20 protein-coding genes are annotated in these 25115 nt (G+C 71.9%); 11 read left to right on the plus strand and 9 right to left on the minus strand.

Annotated elements, in window-relative coordinates; translation table 11 throughout:
• Window positions 1-22: 22 nt before the first annotated feature.
• Genes ACFVS9_RS22640 through ACFVS9_RS22655 form a run of 4 tightly spaced genes read right to left on the minus strand, consistent with a single transcriptional unit; the run spans window position 23 to window position 4482 of the window.
• A complete protein-coding gene (locus ACFVS9_RS22640; RefSeq protein ID WP_389934852.1) occupies window positions 23-673 on the minus strand; it encodes an ATP/GTP-binding protein in 651 nt (216 codons plus the stop codon).
• The gene (locus tag ACFVS9_RS22645; protein WP_383114340.1) at window positions 654-1067 is read right to left on the minus strand and encodes a DUF742 domain-containing protein; all 414 of its coding nucleotides are present in this window, start codon (window positions 1065-1067) and stop codon (window positions 654-656) included. The genes ACFVS9_RS22640 and ACFVS9_RS22645 overlap by 20 nt, the downstream gene beginning before the upstream one ends.
• Window positions 1064-1543: a roadblock/LC7 domain-containing protein gene (locus tag ACFVS9_RS22650; protein WP_383114341.1), complete on the minus strand. Its 480-nt coding sequence runs from the start codon at window positions 1541-1543 to the stop codon at window positions 1064-1066. Before ACFVS9_RS22650 ends, ACFVS9_RS22645 begins: the two co-directional genes overlap by 4 nt.
• Entirely contained in the window at window positions 1540-4482 is a 2943-nt protein-coding gene (locus ACFVS9_RS22655; protein ID WP_389934856.1) for a nitrate- and nitrite sensing domain-containing protein, read from the minus strand. The genes ACFVS9_RS22650 and ACFVS9_RS22655 overlap by 4 nt, the downstream gene beginning before the upstream one ends.
• Before the next feature lie 370 nt (window positions 4483-4852).
• Between ACFVS9_RS22655 and ACFVS9_RS22660 the strand changes: the two genes are divergently transcribed.
• Entirely contained in the window at window positions 4853-5638 is a 786-nt protein-coding gene (locus tag ACFVS9_RS22660; protein ID WP_389934859.1) for a hypothetical protein, read from the plus strand.
• 39 nt (window positions 5639-5677) lie between these two features.
• Here ACFVS9_RS22660 and ACFVS9_RS22665 read toward each other — a convergent pair whose 3' ends face one another.
• Window positions 5678-6175: a MarR family winged helix-turn-helix transcriptional regulator gene (locus tag ACFVS9_RS22665; RefSeq protein ID WP_389934861.1), complete on the minus strand. Its 498-nt coding sequence runs from the start codon at window positions 6173-6175 to the stop codon at window positions 5678-5680.
• Between the two features lie 236 nt (window positions 6176-6411).
• On the opposite strand from ACFVS9_RS22665, the gene ACFVS9_RS22670 reads away from it, so the two are divergent.
• Window positions 6412-7254, plus strand: a complete 843-nt coding sequence (locus ACFVS9_RS22670; protein WP_383114345.1) for a lysozyme — start codon at window positions 6412-6414, stop codon at window positions 7252-7254.
• Window positions 7255-7506: 252 nt separating this feature from the next.
• Window positions 7507-8187, plus strand: coding sequence for a polysaccharide deacetylase family protein (locus ACFVS9_RS22675; protein WP_383114386.1), 681 nt, complete (start codon window positions 7507-7509; stop codon window positions 8185-8187).
• A 95-nt stretch (window positions 8188-8282) separates the two neighbouring features.
• Here the strand turns inward: ACFVS9_RS22675 and lon are convergent, their stop codons facing one another.
• On the minus strand, window positions 8283-10712 hold the full coding sequence (gene lon / locus ACFVS9_RS22680) for an endopeptidase La (protein ID WP_383114346.1): 2430 nt from the start codon (window positions 10710-10712) through the stop codon (window positions 8283-8285).
• A 129-nt stretch (window positions 10713-10841) separates the two neighbouring features.
• Between lon and ACFVS9_RS22685 the strand changes: the two genes are divergently transcribed.
• From ACFVS9_RS22685 to ACFVS9_RS22710, 6 genes are all read left to right on the plus strand, one after another.
• Window positions 10842-11681, plus strand: coding sequence for a nucleotidyltransferase domain-containing protein (locus ACFVS9_RS22685; RefSeq protein WP_389934865.1), 840 nt, complete (start codon window positions 10842-10844; stop codon window positions 11679-11681).
• Between the two features lie 99 nt (window positions 11682-11780).
• A complete protein-coding gene (locus ACFVS9_RS22690; protein ID WP_389934868.1) occupies window positions 11781-12467 on the plus strand; it encodes a spermidine synthase in 687 nt (228 codons plus the stop codon).
• Window positions 12468-12699: 232 nt separating this feature from the next.
• Window positions 12700-13437: a response regulator transcription factor gene (locus ACFVS9_RS22695; RefSeq protein ID WP_030079431.1), complete on the plus strand. Its 738-nt coding sequence runs from the start codon at window positions 12700-12702 to the stop codon at window positions 13435-13437.
• Window positions 13434-14510: an ATP-binding protein gene (locus ACFVS9_RS22700; protein ID WP_383114349.1), complete on the plus strand. Its 1077-nt coding sequence runs from the start codon at window positions 13434-13436 to the stop codon at window positions 14508-14510. Before ACFVS9_RS22695 ends, ACFVS9_RS22700 begins: the two co-directional genes overlap by 4 nt.
• Window positions 14511-14768: 258 nt before the next feature.
• Window positions 14769-18587 (plus strand): multifunctional oxoglutarate decarboxylase/oxoglutarate dehydrogenase thiamine pyrophosphate-binding subunit/dihydrolipoyllysine-residue succinyltransferase subunit, encoded by a 3819-nt coding sequence (locus tag ACFVS9_RS22705; protein ID WP_383114350.1) that lies wholly within the window; start codon window positions 14769-14771, stop codon window positions 18585-18587.
• Between the two features lie 90 nt (window positions 18588-18677).
• Window positions 18678-18860, plus strand: coding sequence for a DUF6104 family protein (locus ACFVS9_RS22710; RefSeq protein ID WP_351167062.1), 183 nt, complete (start codon window positions 18678-18680; stop codon window positions 18858-18860).
• On the opposite strand, the gene ACFVS9_RS22715 is transcribed toward ACFVS9_RS22710, so the two are convergent.
• Entirely contained in the window at window positions 18861-19763 is a 903-nt protein-coding gene (locus ACFVS9_RS22715) for a hypothetical protein (protein ID WP_389934873.1), read from the minus strand.
• Window positions 19764-19929: 166 nt separating this feature from the next.
• Between ACFVS9_RS22715 and ACFVS9_RS22720 the strand changes: the two genes are divergently transcribed.
• Entirely contained in the window at window positions 19930-20787 is an 858-nt protein-coding gene (locus tag ACFVS9_RS22720) for a DUF4097 family beta strand repeat-containing protein (protein WP_383114352.1), read from the plus strand.
• Between the two features lies 1 nt (window position 20788).
• Window positions 20789-21766, plus strand: coding sequence for a PadR family transcriptional regulator (locus ACFVS9_RS22725; protein WP_389934877.1), 978 nt, complete (start codon window positions 20789-20791; stop codon window positions 21764-21766).
• Window positions 21767-22158: 392 nt separating this feature from the next.
• On the opposite strand, the gene ACFVS9_RS22730 is transcribed toward ACFVS9_RS22725, so the two are convergent.
• Window positions 22159-23124, minus strand: a complete 966-nt coding sequence (locus ACFVS9_RS22730; RefSeq protein WP_383114354.1) for a zinc-binding dehydrogenase — start codon at window positions 23122-23124, stop codon at window positions 22159-22161.
• Window positions 23125-23660: 536 nt separating this feature from the next.
• Window positions 23661-24893: an NADP-dependent malic enzyme gene (locus tag ACFVS9_RS22735; protein WP_383114355.1), complete on the minus strand. Its 1233-nt coding sequence runs from the start codon at window positions 24891-24893 to the stop codon at window positions 23661-23663.
• Window positions 24894-25115 lie beyond the last annotated feature (222 nt).

The following is a 25115-nucleotide window of genomic DNA, read 5'->3' on the forward strand; positions in this document are numbered from 1 at the left end:
CGTGTGCTGGGTGCGTCTGCCGTCATTCGGGGGCGGCGTCGAGCGCGTGGCCGACCAGGGCGAGCAGCGACTCGACGACGGTGATCCTCTCGCGCGCATCCATGATCACGACAGGCACGTGCGGCGCCACGGTCAGGGCCTCCCTGACGTCGTCCTCCTCGAAACCGGGTGTCCCCTCGAAGTGGTTGACGGCGACGATGTAGGGCAGGCCGCAGCTCTCGAAGTAGTCGAGCGCGGCGAAGCAGTCGGCGAGGCGCCGGGTGTCGGCCAGGACGACCGCGCCGATCGCACCGCGCACCAGGTCGTCCCACATGAACCAGAAGCGCTGCTGCCCGGGGGTCCCGAAGACGTACAGGACGAGGTCGTCGTCCAGGGTCAGCCGGCCGAAGTCCATCGCGACGGTCGTGGTGACCTTGTCCGGTGTGGCCGTGAGGTCGTCGGTCCCCTCGCTGGCCTGCGTCATCAGCGCTTCGGTCTGGAGCGGGGTTATCTCGGAGACCGAACGGACGAAGGTCGTCTTGCCCACGCCGAACCCGCCCGCGACCACGATCTTCGTCGCGATCGGCGCGCGCGTGTGGTCGAGCTGCCAGGCCTGTACCGAGTCGGCGGGGCGGTCCCGCGGCCCGCGCGGGCGCGGGGTGAAGAGCGGCGCCTCAGAGACGGCGGAGTCCATTGAGAACCCTTTCGAGCAGCGCGCGGTCGGGCTGGCCGGTGCCGTGACCGGTGCCGTACACGCGGATCTTTCCCTGGTCGGCCAGGTCGCTGAGCAGCACCCGGACCACGCCGAGGGGCATCTTCAGGAGGGCCGAGATCTCGGCGACCGTACGCATGCGGCGGCAGAGTTCGACGATGGCGTGCAGCTCGGGCATGACGCGCGAGGCGAGATGGCCGTTGGTGAGCTCCCGGCGCTCCTCGGGGGCCTCCAGCGCGGCGACGAACGTCTCGACCAGCAGGACGTGGCCGAAGCGCGTGCGGCCGCCCGTGAGGGAGTACGGACGGACGCGTGCGGCCTTGCGGTCCGCACCCCTGACGGGAAGTTTTCGTGCGGGTTCAGCAGCTGACGTCACTGGGTGCTCTCCATCGATTTGCGCAGCTCACTGCGGAGTTCGGGGGTGAGTACATGTCCGGCGCGGCCGACGAAGAGCGCCATGTGGTAGGCGATCACGCTCATGTCGCAGTCGGGGGTGGCGTGCACACCGAGCAGGGAACCGTCGCTGATCGACATGACGAAGACGCTGCCCTCGTCCATCGCGACCATCGTCTGTTTGACGCCGCCGCCGTCCATGAGCTTGGCGGCGCCGATCGTGAGGGACCCGATGCCGGAGACGATGGTGGCGAGGTCGGCGCTGGAGCCCCTGGGGCCCGTCCGCCGCCCCGCCGCCTCGGCCGGCGCGAGACCGGGGTCCGAGGAGAGCAGCATCAGCCCGTCGGACGAGACGACGGTGACCGAGTGGACCCCTGGCACCTCCTCCACGAGATTGCTCAGCAACCAGTGAAGGTTCCGGGCCTCGCTGCTCAGTCCGAACGCGCTGGGCGCAGTCAACTGCGTGCCTCCTCGACTGTGTCCCCCGTCTCATCGATACGGACGTCGCTACGGTCGTGGTCGGTCTGCGGGCCGCTGTCGGCGATTTCCGCCTCGACATCACGGCGGCCGTCCTTCGCCCCCTGGTGGAAGCCGCCGAGCCTGCGGCGCAGGGCTTCCTTGTCGAATCCGCCCGTGCGCTCCGTGGCCGGGGCGGACGGCGGTTCGACGGCCTTCGGGGTCCGCTTGGGCAGCCCCTTGTCGGTGATGCGTTCGGGCACGGGTGCCGGGTCGGGCACCTCCTCGCCGAGTCCGGCCGGCGGCTGCCGGGGGCCGGGAACGGCTCCGGCGGCCGCCGCCGGACCGGTCGCGGGGTTCGCGTCGGCGGCGCGCTCGTGCCGGTCGGGCCCGATGGCGTACGGGCTCGGCGCGTCCTTCGGCACGGGGAGCCGGACCTGCATGGTGGTCTCGGCCTCGGACTCCTGGCGGGGCGCCGGGCCGGGTTCCGCGCGGCTGCCGGGCCCGGCGGCGGGAGCTTCGGGGTCCGCTCCGGGTGTGGGCACCGCGGGGTGGGGCGCCGCGGGCTCCGGCGCCTCGGGCCGCTCCGGCGCGGGCTGCGGCTTCGCGGCCTCGGGTGCCGCGGCCTCCGGTGCCGCCGCCTCCGGTCCCGTCGGCCGGGGCGTCGCGGGCTGCGGCTCCGTGGCCTCCAGGGTGCGCTCGGCGGCCGCGATCAGCGGATCCGCGGCGGGGGCGGCCGAACGGGGCGGCAGCGCGTTGGAGTTGGCCTCGGCGACCGACCCCGGGAGGTTCAGCGTGGGCGCGTCCCCGGGCAGCGGCACGGACGGCGGGGAGGCCACCGGCGGCGCCTTGGGCAGCAGGGCCTGCGGAAGGACGACGACCGCGGTCACCCCGCTCCCCTTCGGTTCGCGCAACTCCACCTTCACGCCGTGGCGCGCCGCCAGCAGCGAGGTCACCTGAAGACCCAGCCCGGCACCGTCCGCGGCCTGTTCGCCCGCCTCGAAGGACGCCGGGTCGGCCAGCCTGGCATTCAGCTCGCCCATACGGACCGCCGACATGCCGATGCCCGCGTCCTGCACGGAGAGCATCACCTCTCCGGACTCCAGCAGCCAGCCCGACAGCTCGACATGGGAGTCGGGCGGGGAGAAGGAGGTCGCGTTCTCCAGGAGTTCGGCGACGAGGTGGCTCACGTCGTCGGCGGCGAAGCCCGCGATCTGGGCGTGCGGCGGCAGGGACTGGATGGTGACGCGCTCGTACCGCTCGATCTCGCTGACCGCGGCGCGCAGTACGTCGACGAGCGGGATCGGGCCCGCGTGCCCCTGGTGGTGTTCCGCTCCCGCGAGGACCAGCATGTTCTCGCTGTGGCGCCGCATGACCGTGGCCATGTGGTCCAGCTTGAAGAGGGTCGCCAGACGCTCCGGGTCCTGCTCGCGCTCCTCCATGCCCTCGATGACGCCGAGCTGGCGCTCGACGAGTCCGAGGGTGCGCAGCGAGAGGTTGACGAAGGTGTGGTGCACCGTGTTCCGCAGACGCTCCAGCTGCCCGGTGAGTTCCGCCACCTGGGCCTGGAGTTCGGCCCGCTGGAGGGTGAGTGCCTCGCGGGCCGCGATCAGTTCGCCGCGCTCGCCCTCCGTGCGCTCCGTGCCCGCGAGCCGCCCGTCGGTGTCGTTCCGCAGTCCGTGCAGCCTGCCGTGCAGGGCGTTGATGGACCGTACGACCTGGGCGAACTCGTCGTTGCGCCCCGTGTAGCGGACCGGCTCGGCGGTCTCGGGCTCGGCGGCGATGCGGCCGGCCCCGATCCGCAGGACGGCGAGCGGCTGGGTCAGGGTGCGGGCGACGGCGGTGGAGACGCCGACGGCGACCAGGAAGCAGCCGCCGAGCAGGGCGAGCCGCAGCTCCAGCGCCGTGACGTCGTCGTCGCGCAGCCCTTCCAGGCGCTTGACCTGCTCGGTGCCGAGCGCGGACTCGACCCCGCGCATGCGGTCGATCCGGGCCGAGAGCGCCGCCTCGACCTTCTTGGGGTCGGCCTCCCGGTCGGAGTCGGAGAGCTCGGGGCGGTCGGTGAGGCGGGAGAGGTACTTCTCCGCGCCGGCGACCTCGGAGCCGGTGACCGTGGAGGCCAGCTTGTTCCGCGCGGTGGACCCGGCGGCCTGGTCGAACTCGGCGAGCGAGGCGAGCTCGCGCACCCGCGCCTGCTGCGCGGCCGCGCTCAGCTCGTCGCGGTCGCGGTCGTCCTCGCTGTCGCCCTGGTCCTGGAGCGGCAGCCCGGTGAACGGGTCGGTCTGCTGCCCCTGCGGCTTCGTGCCGGGCACGGCGAGCGCGGCCAGCAGGAGCCCGCGGGTGGCCGAGGCCTGCTCGACGGCACCGCCCAGGGCGAGCGGGGCGCGGGTCGCGTCGGCGGCGCGCGGCGGGGTCCTCTCGGCGAGCTCGTCGGCGAGGCCGTGGAGCTTGGCGATGACCTCGGAGTAGGCCTGGTACGCCTCCATCGCCGAGCCCTTGCCCGTGAGGGCGGTACGGCGGAGCGACGGGATGGTGGCGAGGTCCCTGCGCAGGGCCGCCGGGGCGGCCTCCCCGATCTCGTCCACCTGCTGGTCGACGCGGTCGGCGGGGCTCGTGGTGCCGTCCTTGCCGTCCTCGCTCCCACGTCCGCCCGCGATGTGGGCGACGACCACGTCGCGCTCGTCCGCGAGGGAGTGCGCGAGGGTGATCGCCTGCTGGTTCAGCTCGGCGAGCGTGACCAGCCGCTGGGACTCGTTGAGATCGGAGGACGCGCCGAGGGCCGCCGGGGCACCCGCCGCGATGACGGTGATCCCTACGACGGCAACGCCGGCGACGAGCCGGCTGCGTACCCTCACGGTCCGCTTGGAGGCACCCGCCGCCTGGGGCGTGGCCCCGGACTCCTCGCGCGTGCTGTCCTTGCTCCGAGGCCGCTTCTTCTGCACCGGTGCTCGCAATCTTGACTCGTCCGCCCTTGAAGCAGAGGTGACGCACGGTCACGTGAATGGGCACCCCGCCCTGGTGTGCGCCGTACGGCTTCCGACCATTCCAGCGCTTTTGGGAGGGGGGCGTGCATCAACCGCTCCGCCACTCGAACGAGTGAACCGCACTCCGGAGTTGGCGAACAAGTCTCCCCACGGGCGGTGCCCGGCATGCACGGACCGCCGGGTGGAACTTCGGGCCAGGCTTTGGCAGTATGCCCGCCCGCATATGCACGGGGCCTGGGTTCCGCTCTCCGTCAGCCATCTGACCTGCTGGTACGGTCCGACCCGGGGATCGTGCGGGCCCGGTGAAGACATCGTGCAGACTGGCCGGATGCGTATCGAACTCGCCACGGAGCCGGGCAGCCCCGAACGCCCCAACGAGGACTGGGTGTCGACCTCCGCCCCTGCTGCGGGCCAGGGTGGCGCCCTCGTCCTGCTGGACGGCGTCACCCCTCCCGCGGGCAGCGACGGCTGTGTGCACTCGGTCCCGTGGTTCACCGCGCGGCTGGGCGGCGCACTGGCCGAACTGTCCGCTTCGCGGCGGGATCTGACGCTGGCCGAGATTCTCTCCGCCTCCATCCGACGCACCGCCGACACACACCGTTCCCTGTGTGACCTTTCTCACCCGCGCACGCCTCAGGCGACGGTGGTGCTGGCGCGTTGGGACGACGAGCGGGTGGAACACCTGGTGCTCTCCGACTCGGTCCTGCTCGTCGAGGCACCGGACGGCACGGTCCGGCCGCTGCTCGACGACCGCATCGACCGCCTGCCGCCGGGATCGCTGGCCTCCGAGGAGATCGCGGACGCGCGGGTGCGGAACAGGGAGGGCGGCTTCTTCACCGCGGCGGCGGACCCCCAGGTGTCCTCACGCGCGGTGACGGGCGAGACCCCCCGGGCGCGGGTCCGCGCACTCGCGGCGCTGACCGACGGGGCGAGCCGCTGGACGGAGAAGTTCCGGGAGGGCGACTGGACCGCCGCCCTGGGCCTGCTGCGCAAGGAGGGGCCGCAGGGCCTCATCGCGCGGGTCAGGGAGCTGGAGCGGGCCGACACCGACCGCGTGCACCTGCGCCGCGGCAAGACGCACGACGACGCCACGGCGCTCCTCGTGGAGCTGTGACGGCCCCGCCGCCGCCCCGGACGCCCGGGCCCGCCCCCCTCAGTCCTCGGCTCGCTCGTTGAAGTGGTGGAGCAGCCGGGCCAGTTCGGCGATCTCGGCCCGGTCCCAGCCCGCCAGCTTGCTGGCGTACCGGCCGCGGCGGGCGTCACGGACGCTGCGGTAGCGCGCGAGGCCCTCGCCCGTGAGGTGGACGAGCCAGGCGCGGCCGTCCGCGGGGTCGGTCTCCCGCGCCACCAGGCCCAGGTCCTCCAGGGCCCGCAGCTGGCGGCTCATCGTCGCCTTGCCGACCCCGAAGTAGGCGGCGAGGTCCGTGGCGCGCTGGCGGCCCGCCGACTCCAGCCGCACGAGGAGCCCGTACGCCGCGGGTTCGAGATCCGGGTGCACCTCCCGGGCCATCTCCCCCGAGTTGGCCCGCGCCCGGCGCAGGAAGACCGCCAACTCCCGCTCCAGGGCGAGGAACTCATGGTCCACACCACTTTTCCCCGCCCCGCCGGCTTCACCGCCGCTTCCGCTCCCGTGCACGTCAGCACCCCTCATACGCTTTCCCGCCGATGAAAGTTTCTTTCAACTCCGGCCATCGCCGCAGCTCGGCCAGTATTTCGCAGGCGTAGACCTCCGGCAGTGACCGGACCCCCTTCCGGAGGGCGGGTCTACGTGCGTAGCTTCAGGGGTGCCACGGATGGCATGTCCACACCACGGCGCACGCATCGCAGGAGTGTCCCGCACCCGCTCCTGGGCCATGAGCTCCCCCACCGAGCCCTCGGAGGCACGCAATGCCCGTGCACAGATCCGGAACCACAGCATCCCCCCGCCGCCCCCGCCTCTTCGCGGCGGGCACGCTCCTCGCCGCCCTCACCCTGCTGCTCACCCTGCCCGGCCCGGCCTCCGCGGCCACCGGTGCCGATGTCCCCGCACGGGGGACGGCGAGGATGGGCCAGGGCGTGATCGCCCACGACGGCCAGGGCGGCACCCCGGGCGGCACCAGGGCCGTCCAGACCGAAGGTGTGGACGTCAGCAGCCACCAGGGCGACGTCGCCTGGTCGACGCTGTGGAACAGCGGCGTGAAGTGGGCCTACGTGAAGGCCACCGAGGGGACGTACTACAAGAACACGTACTTCACGCAGCAGTACACCGGCTCCTACAACGTCGGGATGATCCGGGGCACGTACCACTTCGCCACCCCGGACACGACCAGCGGCGCCGTCCAGGCGAACTACTTCGTGGACAACGGCGGCGGCTGGTCCAGGGACGGCAGGACGCTCCCCGGCGTCCTGGACATCGAGTGGAATCCGTACGGTGCGCAGTGCTACGGCAAGACCCAGGCCGGCATGGTCGCCTGGATCCGCGAGTTCGTGAACACCTACAAGGCGCGCACCGGGCGCGACCCGGTGATCTACACCGCGACCAGCTGGTGGAAGGACTGCACGGGCAACAACGCGGGCTTCGGTGCCACCAACCCGCTCTGGGTGGCCCGTTACAACACCACGGTCGGTGAACTCCCGGCCGGCTGGAGCTACTACACGATGTGGCAGTACACGTCGTCGGGTCCGACGGTCGGCGACCACAACCACTTCAACGGCGCGCTCGACCGCGTGGTGGCCCTCGCGAACGGCTGACCCACGGACGACACGACGTCGAGCCCCGGTGACGAACCCCAGGTCACCGGGGCTCAGTGCTGCGCAGCACCCCACTATGCATGCGGCGTATACGCGCTGTGTATATTCGCTGCGTGCCGCACCGGCCGGTGCGGCCGATCCCTGGGAAAGTGACGTGTCGTGCCTGCTGTGCCCGGAAAGACGAAGAGGTCCGGCCCGGGGTTGGCCGCCGCCCTGGTGACGGCGCTCACACTGACGCTCGGCGGCTGTGCGATGCAGACCACGGCTCCCGGATCCGCGCGGGCCGACGCCGCCCCCGACGCCGGGGGGTCGTTCGGCCAGGTGGACTGCCGCAAGGCCAAGTGCATCGCCCTGACCTTCGACGCGGGGCCGGCCGAGGACACGCCGCACCTCCTGGACGTGCTCAAGGAGAAGAAGGTGCCCGCCACGTTCTTCCTGCTGGGCAAGAACCACGTCCTGAAGCACCCGGACACCGTGCGGCGGATCGAGGCCGAGGGGCACGAGGTCGCCAACCACACCTGGTCCCACGAGATCCTGACGGACAAGGAGCCCGCGGAGATACGGACCGAGCTGGAGAGGACGCAGCTCGCGATCGAGAAGATCACCGGGAAGAAGCCCCGGCTGATGCGGCCCCCGCAGGGCCGCACGGACGACACCGTCTCCAGCATCTCCAAGGAGCTCGGCCTCTCGCAGATCCTGTGGAGCGCGACCGCCAAGGACTACTCCACGAACGACTCCGCGCTGATCAGGAAGCGGATACTCGACCAGGCCGACAGGGACGGGATCATCCTGCTGCACGACATCTACAAGGGCACGGTCCCGGCCGTGCCGGGCATCATCGACACGCTGAAGGAGCGGGGCTTCACCTTCGTGACCGTCCCTCAGCTGATGGCCCCCGCCGAGCCCGAGCCCGGCACGGTCTACCGCCCCTGACCGGCCCGGCACGCGGAACGGCCCGCCCTCCGCGAGGAGGGCGGGCCGTCCGTACCGGCCGTCGGCGTGATGCCGCGTCCGTCACCACGTGACACCTACGCGGCGGCCGGGATCCTTTCCGGCTCCCTGGCCGAGGCGGGGGCCAGCGCGATCTCCAGCACCTGGCGGACATCGGTCACCGGGTGGACCTCCAGGGTCTCCAGGACCTCGGCCGGGACGTCGTCCAGGTCGGCCTCGTTGCGCTGGGGGATCACCACGGTGGTGACGCCCGCGCGGTGGGCGGCCAGCAGCTTCTGCTTCAGGCCGCCGATCGGCAGCACCCGCCCGGTCAGCGACACCTCGCCGGTCATCGCCACGTCCGTGCGGACCAGCCGTCCGGAGAGCAGCGAGGCCAGCGCGGTCGTCAGGGTGATACCGGCGCTCGGGCCGTCCTTCGGGACCGCGCCCGCCGGGAAGTGGATGTGCACGCCCCGGTCCTTGAGGTCCGCGACGGGGAGCTCCAGCTCGGCCCCGTGCGAGCGCAGGAAGCTCAGGGCGATCTGCGCGGACTCTTTCATCACGTCGCCGAGCTGACCGGTCAGCGTGAGCCCGGACGCCCCGGTCTCCGGATCGGCCAGCGACGCCTCGACGAACAGCACGTCGCCGCCCGCTCCGGTCACCGCGAGCCCGGTGGCCACACCCGGCACCGCGGTACGGCGCCCTGCGGGGTCCTGGGCGGACTCCGGCACGTGGTGGGGACGTCCGATCAGGCCCCGCAGGTCCTGCTCGGACACCGTGAACGGCAGCTCCCGCTCACCCAGTTCGTGCTGGGCCGCGACCTTGCGGAGCAGCCGTGCGACGGCCCGCTCCAGGTTCCGCACCCCGGCCTCCCGGGTGTACTCGCCCGCCAGCTTGCGCAGCGCGGACTCGTCCAGGCCGACCTCGTCCTTCTCCAGACCGGCCCGCTCCAGCTGGCGCGGGAGCAGGTGGTCGCGGGCGATGACGACCTTCTCGTCCTCGGTGTACCCGTCCAGCGTGACCAGCTCCATGCGGTCCAGCAGGGCCTCGGGGATGGAGTCGAGGACGTTCGCCGTGGCCAGGAACACGACGTCGCTGAGGTCGAGTTCGACCTCCAGGTAGTGGTCGCGGAAGGTGTGGTTCTGCGCCGGGTCGAGCACTTCGAGCAGGGCGGCGGCCGGGTCGCCCCGGAAGTCGGAGCCGACCTTGTCGATCTCGTCGAGCAGGATCACCGGGTTCATCGAACCGGCCTCCTTGACGGCCCGCACGATGCGTCCCGGGAGCGCGCCGACGTACGTACGCCGGTGGCCCCGGATCTCCGCCTCGTCCCGGACGCCGCCGAGGGCGACCCGGACGAACGTGCGGCCCATGGCGTGCGCCACGGACTCGCCGAGCGAGGTCTTGCCCACGCCGGGCGGACCGACCAGCGCCAGCACCGCGCCGCCGCGTCGGCCGCCGACCACCCCGAGCCCCCGGTCGGCACGGCGCTTGCGCACCGCGAGGTACTCGGTGATGCGCTCCTTCACGTCCTGGAGGCCCGCGTGTTCGGCGTCGAGGATCTCCCGCGCGGCGCGGATGTCGTACGCGTCCTCGGTCCGCTCGGTCCAGGGCAGCTCCAGGACCGTGTCCAGCCAGGTGCGGATCCAGGAGCCCTCGGGGCTCTGGTCGGAGGCGCGCTCCAGCTTCTCGACCTCCTTGAGAGCGGCCTCGCGGACGTTCCCGGGGAGGTCGGCGGCCTCGACGCGCGTGCGGTAGTCGTCGGACTCGTCCTCGGGGTCGCCGTTGAGCTCGGAGAGTTCCTTGCGCACGGCGTCGAGCTGGCGCCTCAGCAGGAATTCGCGCTGCTGCTTGTCGACGCCCTCCTGGACGTCCTTGGCGATGGACTCGGCGACGTCCTGCTCGGCGAGGTGTTCACCCAGCCACTGGATGGCCAGCTTCAGACGGGCGACCGCGTCGGCGGTCTCCAGCAGCTGGACCTTCTGGGCGGTGGTGAGGAAGGGCGAGTAACCGGAGTTGTCGGCGAGGGCCGAGATGTCCTCGATCTGCTGGACCCGGTCGACGACCTGCCAGGCCCCGCGCTTCTTCAGCCAGCTGGTCGCCAGGGCCTTGTACTCCTTGGCCAGTTCGGCGGCCGAGCCGGGCAGCGGGTCGGGCGGCGACACCTCGATCCGGGTGCCCTCCACCCACAGCGCGTTGCCGGGCCCGCTGGTCCCGGCGCCGATCCGCACCCGGTCACGGGCCCTGATGAGGGCGCCGGGGTCGCCGTCCGACAGCCGTCCGACCTGCTCGACGGTGCCCAGGACACCGGTCCCGGTGTAGTTGCCGTCGATGCGCGGCACGAGCAGCACCTCGGGCTTGCCGCCCCCGGGCCGCGCGACGGCCTGGGCGGCCTCCACGGCGGCGCGCACCTCGGCGTCGGACAGGTCGAGCGGCACCACCATGCCCGGCAGTACGACCTCGTCGTCGAGCGGCAGCACGGGCAGGTCGATCGGCGTGGACGCCTCGGACGTGTGGGATCCCGCAGTCATGATCTTCCCTTCGGCAGGCAAGTTGAGCTATGTGGGCTCAATGCTTGTGAGTCGATGAATGTTCCCCGGGGTCCGTTCGCTCTGAGCGATCAGCGGACCGGACCGGCTGCCACCTGCGAGGATCCGCCCATGGACGAAACGGCGGCCACCGAGGACAAGGGGCTCGCGGCGGACGGCACGATCCGCCGCGAAGGCTCCGTCGAGCGCGTCCGGACGGAGTTCGCCCCGGTGGTCGGGGCGGCCCGCGTGCGCGTCGCCGAGGCGTTCGGCCCCGCACGGCTGCACAGCGCCTACCTGTACGGCAGCGTCCCGAGGGGCACCGCCATTCCCGGGGTGTCCGACCTGGATCTGCTGGTGGCCCTGCGCGAGGGACCCACGGCGCGGGACCGGGCGGCTGCCGACGGAGCCGCCGCCGCCCTGGACTCCGCCTTCCCGGTGATCGACGGCGTCGGCGTACTCCTCTTCTCCGTGGAGACCCTGCTCGGCGAGGCGGACCGGCACGACGCGGGTTTCCTCCTCGCCTGCCTCTGCACCCCGCTGCTGGGCGAGGACCTGGCCGTCCGCCTGCCCCGCTACCGCCCCACGTCGCTGCTCGCCCGCGAGACGAACGGCGATCTGGCGCTCGCGCTCCCCCGCTGGCGCGACCGCGCCGCCGGAGCCACGTCCGGCGAGGCGCGCCTGCGGCTGAGCAGGGGCATCGCCCGCCACCTCGTGCGGACCGCGTTCACGCTGGTCATGCCGCACTGGGGCGGCTGGACGAGTGATCTGGGCCGGTCCGCCGAACTGTTCGCCCGCCACTACCCGCACCACCCGGAGCGCGCGGCGCAGGTCAGGGCCGCCGCCGCCGTCGCACGCACCCCGTCGCGGGAACCGGGCGTGCTGACGGCGCTGATCGATGACCTCGGCCCCTGGCTTGCCGCCGAATACACCGCCGCCCACGGGACGAAGGCACCGCGCCCCGGAGGGTGAGGCGGGGGAAAACAGCTGGCCGCCGCGGTCCGCGACGAGGAAGGATGCGCGCCGGGGACCAGAGCCAGAACCGCCCGACGGAGACCGGAGACCACACCCATGCCGCCCGCAGCAGACACCCACCGCCCCGTCGTCCTCGACCGGCGCGAGGGTCCGTTCGGTGAAGTCGTCCTGCGCGGGCGCGGCGACGACTTCGAGATCATCGCCAACGGATGCTTCCTGATGGACACCTCCGACGGCCGGTCCGAGCGCCTGCTGATCGACGCGGCGCTCGCCGCCCTGCCCTCCGGCAGGCCGGCCCCCTCGGTGCTGATCGGCGGCCTGGGCGTCGGGTTCTCGCTGGTACGGGCGGTCTCCCAGCCGCGCTGGGGCCGGATCACGGTCGTCGAGCGGGAACAGGCCATCGTGGACTGGCATCTGGACGGGCCCCTCGGCCGGATCTCCGGGGCCGCCCTCCGCGATCCGCGTACCGGCGTACTGCGTACGGATCTCGTCGCACACCTGCACACGACCACGGAGCGTTACGACGCACTGTGCCTGGACATCGACAACGGACCCGACTGGACCGTCACCCAGGACAACGAGAGCCTCTACTCGCCGGCCGGTCTCGCGGCCTGCCACGCCCGTCTGACGCCGGGCGGAGTGCTCGCCGTGTGGTCCGCGCAGCCGTCCCCCGGCTTCGGGTCAGCCTTGCGGAATGCCGGATTCCGCGCAGTAACGACCGAAGAAGTAGCCGTTGCCCGAGGTGTACCGGACGTGGTCCATCTCGCACTCGCGCGGGAGTGAATCCCCGGACCTCGCCCGGAGCCCGGTCCCGCCGGGGATCGGGCAGCAGGAGTCGGCCGGTCCACCCCCTTTCCGTGGGTAACACCTTCACGACGGACAACACCCTGCGTAGCCGGGAGGCGTCCTCAGCCTCTACGCTGCTGACCGTCACAAGGGATCACCGACGACATCCACAAGCGATAACCGTGCCTCCGGGGGAATGCCCTCCGCGAGAACGGGCAGGGGCGGGGCGATGGAACAGACACACACCACCCACAACGGCGTCGCGGCCACCCCCGGGGCTCAGCGCCGGGTGCTGGTGGTCGAGGACGACGCGACGATCGTCGACGCCATTTCCGCCCGGCTGCGGGCCGAGGGCTTCCTGGTGCAGACCGCACTGGACGGGCCGGCGGCCGTGGACGCGGCCGAGGCCTGGCAGCCCGACCTGATGGTGCTCGACATCATGCTCCCCGGCTTCGACGGCCTGGAGGTCTGCCGCCGCGTGCAGGCCCAGCGCCCCGTGCCGGTGCTGATGCTCACCGCACGCGACGACGAGACCGACATGCTGGTCGGGCTCGGCGTCGGCGCCGACGACTACATGACCAAGCCGTTCTCCATGCGGGAACTGGCGGCCAGGGTCCACGTCCTGCTGCGCCGGGTCGAGCGGGCCGCGCTGGCCGCGGTCACACCGCGCAGCGGGATCCTGCGCCTCGGCGAGCTGGAGATCGACCACGCGCAGCGCCGTGTCCGGGTGCGCGCCGAGGACGTCCACCTCACCCCGACCGAGTTCGACCTGCTGGTCTGCCTGGCCAACACACCGCGTGCGGTGCTGTCCAGGGAGCAGCTGCTGGCCGAGGTCTGGGACTGGGCCGACGCCTCCGGGACCCGGACGGTCGACAGCCACATCAAGGCCCTGCGCCGGAAGATCGGCGCCGAGCGGATCCGTACCGTGCACGGTGTCGGCTACGCCCTGGAGACTCCCGCGCCATGACCCGGCCCGGCTCCGGACTGCGGCCCTTCTCGATCAAGGCCAAGCTGGGCACGCTCGTGGTGGTCTCGGTGTTCATCACGACCGGACTGCTGATCGTCGCCCTTCGGACCAGGACCGAATTCCGGTTCATCACGGTCTTCTCGGTGATCGCCACCCTCCTGATCACCCAGTTCGTGGCCCACGGCCTGACGGCGCCGCTCGACGAGATGCGGGCCGTCGCACGGTCGATCTCGCACGGCGACTACACCGGACGGGTGAGCGGTGCCGGGCGGCGTGACGAGCTCGGCGACCTGGCGCAGACGATCAACCGCATGGCGGACGACCTGGAGGCGGAGGACCGGCACCGCAAGGAGCTGGTGGCCAACGTCTCCCATGAGCTGCGCACACCGATCGCGGCGCTCAGAGCCGTCCTGGAGAACGTGGTGGACGGGGTGTCCGCCGCCGATCCGGAGACGATGCGTACGGCGCTGAAACAGACCGAGCGGCTGGGCAGGCTGGTGGAGACCCTGCTGGACCTCTCCCGGCTGGACAACGGCGTGCTGGCGATCAAGGCGCGCCGCTTCGAGGTCTGGCCGTACCTGTCGGGCGTGCTGAAGGAGGCCAACCTCGCCGCGTCCCAGCGCCGGCTCTCCTCCGGTTCGGGCAACCACTCCCGTACCGACGTCCATCTGCACCTCGACGTGTCGCCGCCCGAGCTGACGGCGCACGCGGACGCGGAGCGCCTGCACCAGGTGGTCGCCAACCTGATCGACAACGCCGTGAAGCACAGCCCGCCGCACGGCCGCGTCACGGTGCTGGCACGGCGCGGGGAGTACCCCGAGTCGCTGGAGCTGGAGATCATCGACGAGGGGCCCGGCATCCCCGAGGCGGAGCGGCACCGGGTCTTCGAGCGCTTCAACCGCGGCCAGGCGCCGTCCCCGCACGGTCCCGGCAGTGACGGCGGTACGGGTCTCGGGCTCGCCATCGCGCGCTGGGCGGTGGATCTGCACGGCGGGCGCATCGGAGTGGCCGAATCCGCCCGCGGCTGCCGCATCCAGGTCACTCTTCCGGGGAACGCACCCATGCACGGCTGACGATGCGTTCGAAGCGGAGGGACCCGTTTCTCCTCCCGCACGGGAAAGAGATACGGTCCAGGGGGCCGTAGCACCGGCCTCGCGTACCGAAGGGCAGTGGAACCCTGCTTGTTTCCCGCCATTTCATGCGCCGAAACCCGTCTTCCGATGTGATGTGCACGACGAAGACCGGCCCGGCCTGCACGTTACGGCTCGGGGGGCGTAGCCTTGATTTCCGCTGTCCATCACCTTGTGAAGCGGAAGAGGGCGGTTGCCGCCGTGTCGTCTCAGTCCCCCAGTAACTCGAGCATCTCGACCGATCAGGAAGCGGGCTCCGGGTCCAACCCGGCCGCCGCGTTCGGCCCCAATGAGTGGCTCGTCGACGAGATCTACCAGCAGTACCTCCAGGACCCCAATTCGGTCGACCGTGCCTGGTGGGACTTCTTCGCCGACTACAAGCCGGGCACGTCCGGCACGGCGGACAAGCCCGTCCCCGCCTCCGCGGGAGCGGTGACCCCGGCCCCGGCCGCCACCGCTGCGAGCACCGTCAGCAGCACCGCTCCGGCACAGGCGGCGGCACCGGCTCCGGCCGCGCCCCCCGCCGCCCCGGCGAAGCCCGCGGCGGCCGCTCCGGCGGCTCCCGTGAAGGCTCCCGCCGCCCCCGCCAAGGCCGCACCGGCGAAGGCCGCGCCGGCGCCCGCGAAGGCGGACGCCCCGGCCGAGGCCCCCGCGGGCCCCGAGTACGTGACGCTGCGCGGCCCGTCGGCCGCCGTCGCGAAGAACATGAACGCCTCCCTGGAGCTGCCGACGGCCACGTCGGTCCGCGCCGTGCCGGTGAAGCTGCTCTTCGACAACCGCATCGTCATCAACAACCACCTGAAGCGCGCCCGTGGCGGGAAGATCTCCTTCACGCACCTCATCGGGTACGCGATGGTGCAGGCCCTCAAGGCCATGCCGTCGATGAATCACTCCTTCGCGGTGAAGGACGGCAAGCCGACCCTGGTCAAGCCCGAGCACGTCAACCTCGGCCTGGCCATCGACCTGGTCAAGCCGAACGGCGACCGCCAGCTCGTCGTCGCGGCCATCAAGAAGGCCGAGACGCTCAACTTCTTCGAGTTCTGGCAGGCCTACGAGGACATCGTCCGCCGGGCCCGCGTCGGCAAGCTCGGCATGGACGACTTCACCGGTGTGACGGCTTCGCTGACCAACCCCGGCGGCATCGGCACCGTCCACTCGGTGCCCCGCCTGATGCCCGGACAGGGCCTCATCATGGGCGTCGGCGCGATGGACTACCCGGCGGAGTTCCAGGGCACCTCGCAGGACACCCTGAACAAGCTGGGCATCTCGAAGGTCATGACCCTGACCTCGACGTACGACCACCGGGTCATCCAGGGCGCGGCGTCCGGCGAGTTCCTGCGGGTCCTGTCCCAGCTGCTGCTCGGCGAGAACGACTTCTACGACGAGATCTTCAAGGCGCTGCGCATCCCCTACGAGCCGGTCCGCTGGCTCAAGGACATCGACGCCTCGCACGACGACGACGTCACCAAGGCCGCGCGGGTCTTCGAGCTGATCCACTCCTACCGGGTCCGCGGTCACGTGATGGCCGACACCGACCCGCTGGAGTACCGCCAGCGCAAGCACCCCGACCTGGACATCACCGAGCACGGCCTCACCCTGTGGGACCTGGAGCGCGACTTCGCGGTCGGCGGGTTCGCCGGCAAGACGATGATGAAGCTCCGCGACATCCTCGGCGTCCTGCGTGAGTCGTACTGCCGCACCACCGGCATCGAGTTCATGCACATCCAGGAGCCGAAGGAGCGCAAGTGGCTCCAGGACCGGGTGGAGCGTCCGCGCCCGGCCCCGGAGCGCGAGGAGCAGCTGCGGATCCTGCGCCGCCTCAACGCCGCCGAGGCGTTCGAGACCTTCCTTCAGACCAAGTACGTCGGCCAGAAGCGCTTCTCGCTGGAGGGCGGCGAGTCCGTCATCCCGCTGCTCGACGCGGTCATCGACTCCGCCGCCGAGGCCCGCCTCGACGAGGTCGTCATCGGCATGGCCCACCGCGGCCGGCTGAACGTCCTGGCGAACATCGTGGGCAAGTCGTACGCCCAGATCTTCCGGGAGTTCGAGGGCAACCTCGACCCGCGGTCGATGCACGGCTCCGGCGACGTGAAGTACCACCTGGGCGCCGAGGGCACGTTCACCGGTCTGGACGGCGAGCAGATCAAGGTCTCGCTGGCCGCCAACCCCTCGCACCTGGAGGCCGTCGACCCGGTCCTCGAGGGCATCGCGCGCGCCAAGCAGGACATCATCAACAAGGGCGGCACGGACTTCACGGTCCTGCCCGTCGCGCTCCACGGCGACGCGGCCTTCGCGGGCCAGGGCGTCGTCGCCGAGACGCTCAACATGTCGCAGCTGCGCGGCTACCGCACCGGCGGCACCGTGCACGTGGTGATCAACAACCAGGTCGGTTTCACCGCCGCCCCGGAGTCCTCGCGCTCCTCGATGTACGCCACGGACGTGGCGCGCATGATCGAGGCGCCGATCATCCACGTCAACGGCGACGACCCGGAGGCCGTGGTCCGCGTCGCGCGGCTGGCCTTCGAGTACCGGCAGACGTTCAACAAGGACGTCGTGATCGACCTCATCTGCTACCGCCGCCGCGGTCACAACGAGGGCGACAACCCGGAGTTCACCAACCCGCAGATGTACACGCTGATCGACAAGAAGCGCTCGGTGCGCAAGCTCTACACCGAGTCCCTCATCGGTCGCGGGGACATCACGCTGGAAGAGGCCGAGCAGGCCCTCCAGGACTTCCAGGGCCAGCTGGAGAAGGTCTTCGCGGAGGTCCGCGAGGCCACCTCGGCGCCGGCCCAGCCGCATGTCCCGGACGTCCAGGCGGAGTTCCCGGTCTCGGTGGGCACCGCGATCTCCTCGGAGGTCGTGAAGCTGATCGCCGAGTCGCAGGTCAACATCCCCGACGACATCACCGTGCACCCGCGTCTGCTCCCGCAGATGCAGCGCCGCGCGGCCTCGGTGGAGAACGGCACGATCGACTGGGGCATGGGCGAGACCCTCGCCATCGGCTCCCTGCTGATGGAGGGCACCCCGGTCCGGCTCGCCGGCCAGGACACCCGCCGCGGCACGTTCGGCCAGCGCCACGCCGTGCTCGTCGACCAGAAGACCGGCGAGGACTACACCCCGCTGCTCTACCTCTCCGACGACCAGGCCCGTTACAACGTCTACGACTCGCTGCTCAGCGAGTACGCGGCGATGGGCTTCGAGTACGGCTACTCGCTGGCCCGCCCGGAGTCGCTGGTCATCTGGGAGGCGCAGTTCGGTGACTTCGTCAACGGCGCCCAGACCGTCGTCGACGAGTTCATCTCCTCCGCCGAGCAGAAGTGGGGCCAGACGTCCGGCGTCACCCTGCTGCTGCCGCACGGCTACGAGGGCCAGGGCCCGGACCACTCGTCCGCCCGCCCGGAGCGTTTCCTGCAGATGTGCGCGCAGGACAACATGACGGTCGCGATGCCCACCCTCCCGTCGAACTACTTCCACCTCCTGCGGTGGCAGGTGCACAACCCGCACCACAAGCCGCTGATCGTCTTCACCCCGAAGTCGATGCTGCGTCTCAAGGCGGCCGCGTCGAAGGCCGAGGAGTTCACCACCGGCGGCTTCCGTCCGGTGATCGGCGACGAGTCGGTCAAGGCCGAAGCGGTCCGCAAGGTCGTCTTCGTCTCGGGCAAGCTCTACTACGACCTGGACGCCGAGCGCGAGAAGCGCGGTGACACGGAGACCGCGATCATCCGCCTGGAGCGCCTGTACCCGCTGCCGGGTGCGGAGATCCAGGCCGAGATCGCCAAGTACCCGAACGCCGAGAAGTACCTCTGGGCGCAGGAGGAGCCGGCGAACCAGGGTGCGTGGCCGTTCATCGCGCTCAACCTGATCGACCACCTGGACCTGGCCGTCGGTGCCGATGTGCCGCACGGCGAGCGCCTGCGCCGCATCTCGCGTCCGCACGGCTCGTCCCCGGCGGTCGGCTCGGCCAAGCGCCACCAGGCCGAGCAGGCCCAGCTGGTCTCCGAGGTCTTCGAGGCCTGATCAGCCGCTGTGCACGCCCCTGGGGCCCGGTCCCGCGAGATCTTCGCGGGGCCGGGCCCTGCGGCTTTCCCGCCTCGTTATTCTGGTCGTATGTACTTCACGGACCGTGGCATCGAGGAACTGGAGAAGCGGCGCGGCGAGGAGGAGGTCACCTTCGAGTGGCTCGCCGAGCAGCTCCGTACGTTCGTCGACCTCAACCCCGACTTCGAGGTTCCCGTCGAGCGCCTCGCGACCTGGCTGGCGCGGCTGGACGACGAGGACGAGGACGCGTAGTCACCGTCCGGGGTCGCCCCCGCCCGCCCTCCTGAAGCGGTCGTAGGCGATCCCCAGCAGGCCCTGCGCGAACAGGACGAGGCCCGCGGCGATCCATCCGCCGCTGCGCCGCCGGGCGCCCCACAGGGCGAGCGGGACGCCCGCCGCGATCTGTGCCGTGGCGATCGCGCGGGCCTTCGGGCCGAGCATCCAGGGGCCGAGGGTTCCGCTCTCGACGGCGTCGAGTTCCACCCGCACGGCGTCGCGCCAGCCGGCCCATTCGATCTGTTCGGCCTCCGGGTGGATCCCGGCGACGGACCGGAGCCGGTCGGCGTGCTCGCCGGGCGTGAGCCCCGGCGGCATCTCCACCCCGGCCCGGGCCAGCACGGCGAGCAGGCCGCGCAGTCTGGCGTCCGCGTCCGAATCCGGGTCCGCACGGGTGAGGGCCTCCATCTCCTGGACGTCCAGGACGGGGTCGAGCCCCAGCCGGACGGCGGACGTCCGCATGGCCTCCTCCTCCGCGGCCGGGGTGCCGTCCGCGAGCCAGGTGTAGCCGACCGGGCGGCGGAATCCCGAGGCGAGGGTGTAGCCGGACCGGTCGCCGTCCCACCACAGGGCGAGCACCGGCCAGGTGGATCCCACCGCGAGGGCGGTCGCCCAGCCGCCGACGACCCGGTCGACGGGCTCCGTGCCCGCGTCGGCCGGTGCGGCTCCCGCCCGTCCGCCGGCCCGTCCCCCGTCGGGCGCGGCTCCGGCGCCTTCGTGGCCGTCCTTGCGCCAGGGCTTGCCCTCGGGCACGAGCACGCTCCAGCCGGCCCCGGCGGGCACGAGCAGCATGCGCTCCCGCAGGAGGTGCGCCACGGGCCGTACGGTCTCGGGGTCCGCCCGGCAGAGCAGCAGGGCGCCCACGGATGTCGCGGTCATGCTCCACACGCTAGGGCAAGGTGCGACCGGATGACCTGTTCACGGCATTCGTCCGCCTCCTCACGAGCACCCTTTCGATTCGCCCTTGACTTCTCGAACCCGCGATATATCGTGTTCCCAGAAGACGCGATATGTTGCGTCACGCCACCCCATGGAGGTCAGATCCATGCCCGAGTCGACGTGGACCGTCGCCACACCCCAGAAGCTCACGTTCGACGAACCCGTGACGGCGCTGAACGTGCGCATCGTGGACGGCATGATCAATGTCGTCGGAACCGACGAACCGGCCGCCCGGCTGGAGGTGTCCGCGATCGACGGACCGCCGCTGATCGTGACCCTGGAGGGCGGCACCCTCACCGTCGCCTACGAGGATCTGCCCTGGCAGGGCCTCCTCGGCTGGCTGGACCGCAGGAGTCCGCGCCGCAGTGCCGCGGTCTCGCTGGCCGTGCCGGCCGGTGCGGCGGTGGAGGTCGGCGCGATCGGCGCAGAGGCGGTGGTCTCGGGCATCCGGGGCCGCACCGAGCTGCGGGGCATCTCCGGCGACAGCACCCTGGTGGGGCTGTCCGGGGTCGTCCGGGCCGAGACCGTGTCCGGGAGCCTGGAGGCCCAGACCGTCACCGGTGATCTCCGCTTCCAGTCCGTGTCGGGCGACCTCACGGTCGTCGAGGGGGCGGGCACCTCGGTCCGGGCCGAGTCCGTCACCGGCCACATGGTGCTCGACCTGGACACCTCGCCGAAGCCGACGGACATCCGGCTGACCTCGGTCTCCGGCGAGATCGCGATCCGCCTCCCGCACCCCGCGGACGCGAAGGTCGAGGCGAACACCGCGAGCGGCACGGTCTCCAACGCCTTCGAGGACCTGCGCGTCGGAGGCCAGTGGGGCGCCAAGAAGATCACGGGCACGCTGGGCGCGGGCACCGGGAAGCTGAGGGCGACCACGGTCTCGGGGTCGATCGCCCTGTTGCGCCGGCCACCCGCCCAGGACCCCGCGCAGGATGCCGAGCCGACCGGAAAGGTGCTCTGACATGGCCCCCGTATTCGCCCATGGCCGCTTGCGCCTGTATCTCCTCAAGCTGCTGGAGGAGGCCCCCCGCCACGGCTACGAGGTGATCCGCCTCCTGGAGGAACGCTTCCAGGGGCTGTACGCCCCGTCGGCCGGCACCGTCTATCCGCGGCTGGCCAAGCTGGAGGCCGAGGGCCTGGTCACCCATGCCACCGAGGGCGGACGCAAGGTCTACTCCATCACCGACGCCGGGCGGGCCGAACTGGCGGGCCGCGGCGGGGAGCTGGCCGATCTGGAGCTGGAGATCCGTGAGTCGGTCTCCGAGCTGGCCGCCGAGATCCGCGACGACGTGCGGGGTGCGGCCGGCCAGCTCCGCAGCGAGATGCGTGCGGCGGCGTCCGAGTCCCGGCAGGCCTCCGGCGGCGCCCGGAGCGGCCGGGACGCCGGGCTCGGGGACAAGGAGGCGTGGCAGACGGCGAAGGAGGAGCTGCGCAAGGCGAAGCAGGAGTGGAAGGAGCAGGCCCGCAGGGCGAAGGACGAGTCGCGCCGGGCACGGGAGGACGCCGCGCGGGCCCGTCGGCAGGCACAGGAGGCGCACGAGCGGGCGCGGGAGCAGATGCAGACCGCCGCGCGTCAGGTCCAGGAGCACTTCGCGAAGGGCGACTGGCCCGCAGGGGTGCGGGACGGACTGGCCGAGATCACCGGCCAGCTCGGCGGCTTCGCCAGGACCGGCAGCTGGCCCTCGTACAGCCGTCCGGCCCCTGAGGAGCCCGACATCGAGTGGGCCGCGGACACCGCCGCCACGGGTGACCCGGCGCGCGATCTGGACCGCCTGCTGGACCGTTTCCGCGATGACGTCCGTGACGTGGCCCGGGACCACGGCGTCACCGAGACGCAGCTCGCACAGGCCCGCGGCCACCTGGCCACGGCTGCCGGCCACATCGACTCGCTGCTGCGGGGGACGGACGACGGGGCGACGGACACCTCCGCCGCGTCCTGAGCCCACCCGCGCGCGGCCGGCCTTTTCGGGACGACTTGAGGCCGGGCGGCGCGCGGCGCTCTCCCACCGGACGTCCGGTGGGCGCGCTCTTCCCCGGACGTCCGGTGGGAGGGATCCAGCCGGTGCCGTGGAGGTGGTTCACCGCCGTCGCGACCCCCGAGCCGAGCGCCTCGCCCTCACGGACGGCGGCCCGTGTGAATCCGTTGCCGGCCCCTCGCTCGCCCTTCCGGCCGGTGCTCCGTTTCCGGTGCCTCGGCGGTGGTGGCGACGGGCCGGCCGTTCAGCCGCGCGGTCCCGGCCGGTGCGAGGGCGCCGGAGCACGGCGGGTGCGTCCTCCGGCCGTCAGGGCTGCGGCAACGGCCCTGGCGGGGTGCGCGGTTCCGCCGGGGTCCTCACGACGTGGTGAGGACGATCTTCCCGAAGAGGTCACCGGAGGCGAGCCGCTCGAAGCCCTCACGGGCGCGGTCCAGCGGCAGTACCTCGTCGATGACGGGCCGTACCCCGGTGGCGGCGCAGAAGGACAGCAGGTCCTCCAGTTCGTCCCGGGAGCCCATGGTGGAGCCGACGACCTTGAGCTCCAGGAAGAAGATGCGCGTCAGCTCGGCGTGCGCGGGGCGTTCCCCGCTGGTGGCGCCGGAGATGACGAGGGTGCCCCCGGGCCGCAGCGACTTGACCGAGTGGGACCAGGTCGCCGCCCCGACGGTCTCGATGACCGCGTCGACACGCCGGGGCAGCCGGGCGCCGGGCTCGTACGCCTCGACCGCGCCGAGCTCGACGGCCCGCGCACGCTTGGCCGCGTCGCGGCTGGTGGCGAACATGCGGAGCCCGGCCGCCTTGCCGAGCACGATCGCGGCGGTGGCCACTCCGCCGCCCGCGCCCTGTACGAGGACGGAGTCGCCGGGCCGCACACCGGCGTTGGTGAACAGCATCCGGTAGGCCGTCAGCCAGGCGGTCGGCAGACAGGCGGCCTGCTCGAAGCTGAGTTCCTTCGGCTTGGGCAGGACGTTCCAGCTGGGGACGGTGACCTGCTCGGCGAAGGTGCCCTGGTAGCGCTCGGTGAGGATGGAGCGCGGCTCGTCCGGGCCCACGCCGTGCCCCGTCTGGCCGATGACGGAGTGCAGGACCACCTCGTTGCCGTCCTGGTCGATACCGGAGGCGTCGCAGCCGAGGATCATGGGGAGCTTGTCCTCGCCGAGGCCCACGCCCCGCAGGGACCAGAGGTCGTGGTGGTTGAGTGACGCGGCCCTGACCTGGACGGTGGTCCACCCGGGCCGGGCCTCAGGCGCCGGGCGTTCACCCAGTTCGAGTCCTTCGAGGGGCCGGTCACGGTCGATGCGGGCTGCGTAGGCGGCGAACATGGCCACGACCCTAGGCCGTGACGCGCCGTGACGTAACCGTTCGGAGGTGTGACACACACCCCAGCCCGCCGACGGGCCAATCGGCCCCGGAGGCGCGAACGGGCCCGCCGGTCCCCGGACCTGGTCCGGGGACGTTCGACGGGCCCGTGGTCAGGGGCGGGGCCCCGGTTCCGAAAGGGGCGGGCCGCCGGTCCCGGAGGAGACAGGCCGCCGGTCCCGGAAGGGGCAGACCGCCGGTTGCGGAGAGGCAGGGCCCCGATTCCGGAGGAGACAGGCCGCCGGTCCCGGAAGGGGCAGACCGCCGGTTGCGGAGAGGCAGGGCCCCGATTCCGGAGGAGACAGGCCGCCGGTTCCGAAGGAGGCAGACCGCCGGTTCCGGAAGGGGCAGGGCCCCGGTTCCGAAAGGGGCGGGCCGCCGGTCCCGGAAGAGGCAGGCCGCCGGTTCCGAAGGAGGCAGACCGCCAGTTCCGGAAGGGGCAGACCGCCAGTTCCGGAACGGGCGGGCCGCCGGTCCGCCGTCCCGCCCCCCTCCGGCGTCAGCGGCGTGCGACGCCCTCCGCGCGGGCGGCCGCGGCCACCGCCGCCGTGACGGCCGGAGCGACCCGCTCGTCGAACGGCGACGGGATCACGTACTCGGCGGCCAGTTCGTCGCCGACGACGTCCGCCAGCGCGTTCGCCGCCGCGATCTTCATGCCCTCGGTGATCCGGGAGGCGCGCACCTGGAGCGCACCGGCGAAGATGCCGGGGAACGCCAGCACGTTGTTGATCTGGTTGGGGTAGTCCGACCGCCCGGTTGCCACGACGGCCGCGTACTTGTGCGCGACGTCGGGGTGGACCTCGGGGTTCGGGTTGGCCATGGCGAACACGAACGCGCCGGGTGCCATCGAGGCCACGGCCGGCTCGGGGACCGTGCCGCCGGAGACCCCGATGAACACGTCGGCGCCGGCCAGGGCCGTCTCCAGGGAGCCGGTGACGCCCGCACGGTTGGTCAGCTCCGCCAGCTCGCGCTTGACGTCCGTGAGGTCGTCCCGGTCACGGCTGACGATGCCCCTGCGGTCGGCGACGGCGACGTCACCGATGCCCGCCTCCAGCAGGAACTTCGCGATGGCCACGCCCGCCGCCCCGGCGCCGGAGATGACGGCGCGCAGGTCACCGAGCGTCCGTCCGGACAGCTTCGCCGCGTTGCGCAGCGCGGCGAGGGTCACCACGGCCGTGCCGTGCTGGTCGTCGTGGAAGACCGGGATGTCCAGGCGCTCCTGGAGCTTGCGCTCGATCTCGAAGCAGCGGGGGGCCGAGATGTCCTCCAGGTTGACCCCGCCGAAGGACGGCGCGAGGCGCACCACGGTCTCGACGATCTCGTCCGCGTCGGTCGTGGCGAGCGCGATCGGCACGGCGTCGACCCCGCCGAACTGCTTGAAGAGGATCGCCTTGCCCTCCATCACGGGGAGGGAGGCCTCGGGACCGATGTCCCCCAGGCCGAGGACGGCGGTGCCGTCCGTCACGACGGCCACGACCTGCGACTTCCAGGTGTAGTCGTGGACGAGTTCGGGCTGTTCGGCGATGGCGCTGCACACCTTGGCGACGCCGGGCGTGTACGCGAGGGACAGGTCGTCCTTGTCGCGGATCGGGACGGTGGCCTGCACGGCCATCTTCCCGCCGCGGTGGAGCGCGAAAGCCGGATCGAAGGGCTCGTCCGCACCGAGTCCTGCCGCACCGGCCGTGCCGTGCGTCGTGCTGTCGCTGCGAGGATTGACGATCTCCGCTGCCATTGTGTTGACCCCTTAAGTCTTCATCATTTGAGGGTGGCCACTCCTGGTTGAGGAGGGGTGGGCGGGCACCGCGTACGTTCCCGGCGCTGAGCGGTTGGACCGCTCCGGCAGGGGATACACATACGCGCGGGCGCGCCGCACACGCGCCCTGAGCCCCGGATGAGGGGTGTAAAGGTCTTTCTTACCGGACGGACCTGGCCTCTTACGAGTCGGTATCGACTC

It is taken from the genome of Streptomyces sp. NPDC058008 (genome assembly GCF_042886395.1).
Taxonomy (GTDB): Bacteria; Actinomycetota; Actinomycetes; order Streptomycetales; family Streptomycetaceae; genus Streptomyces.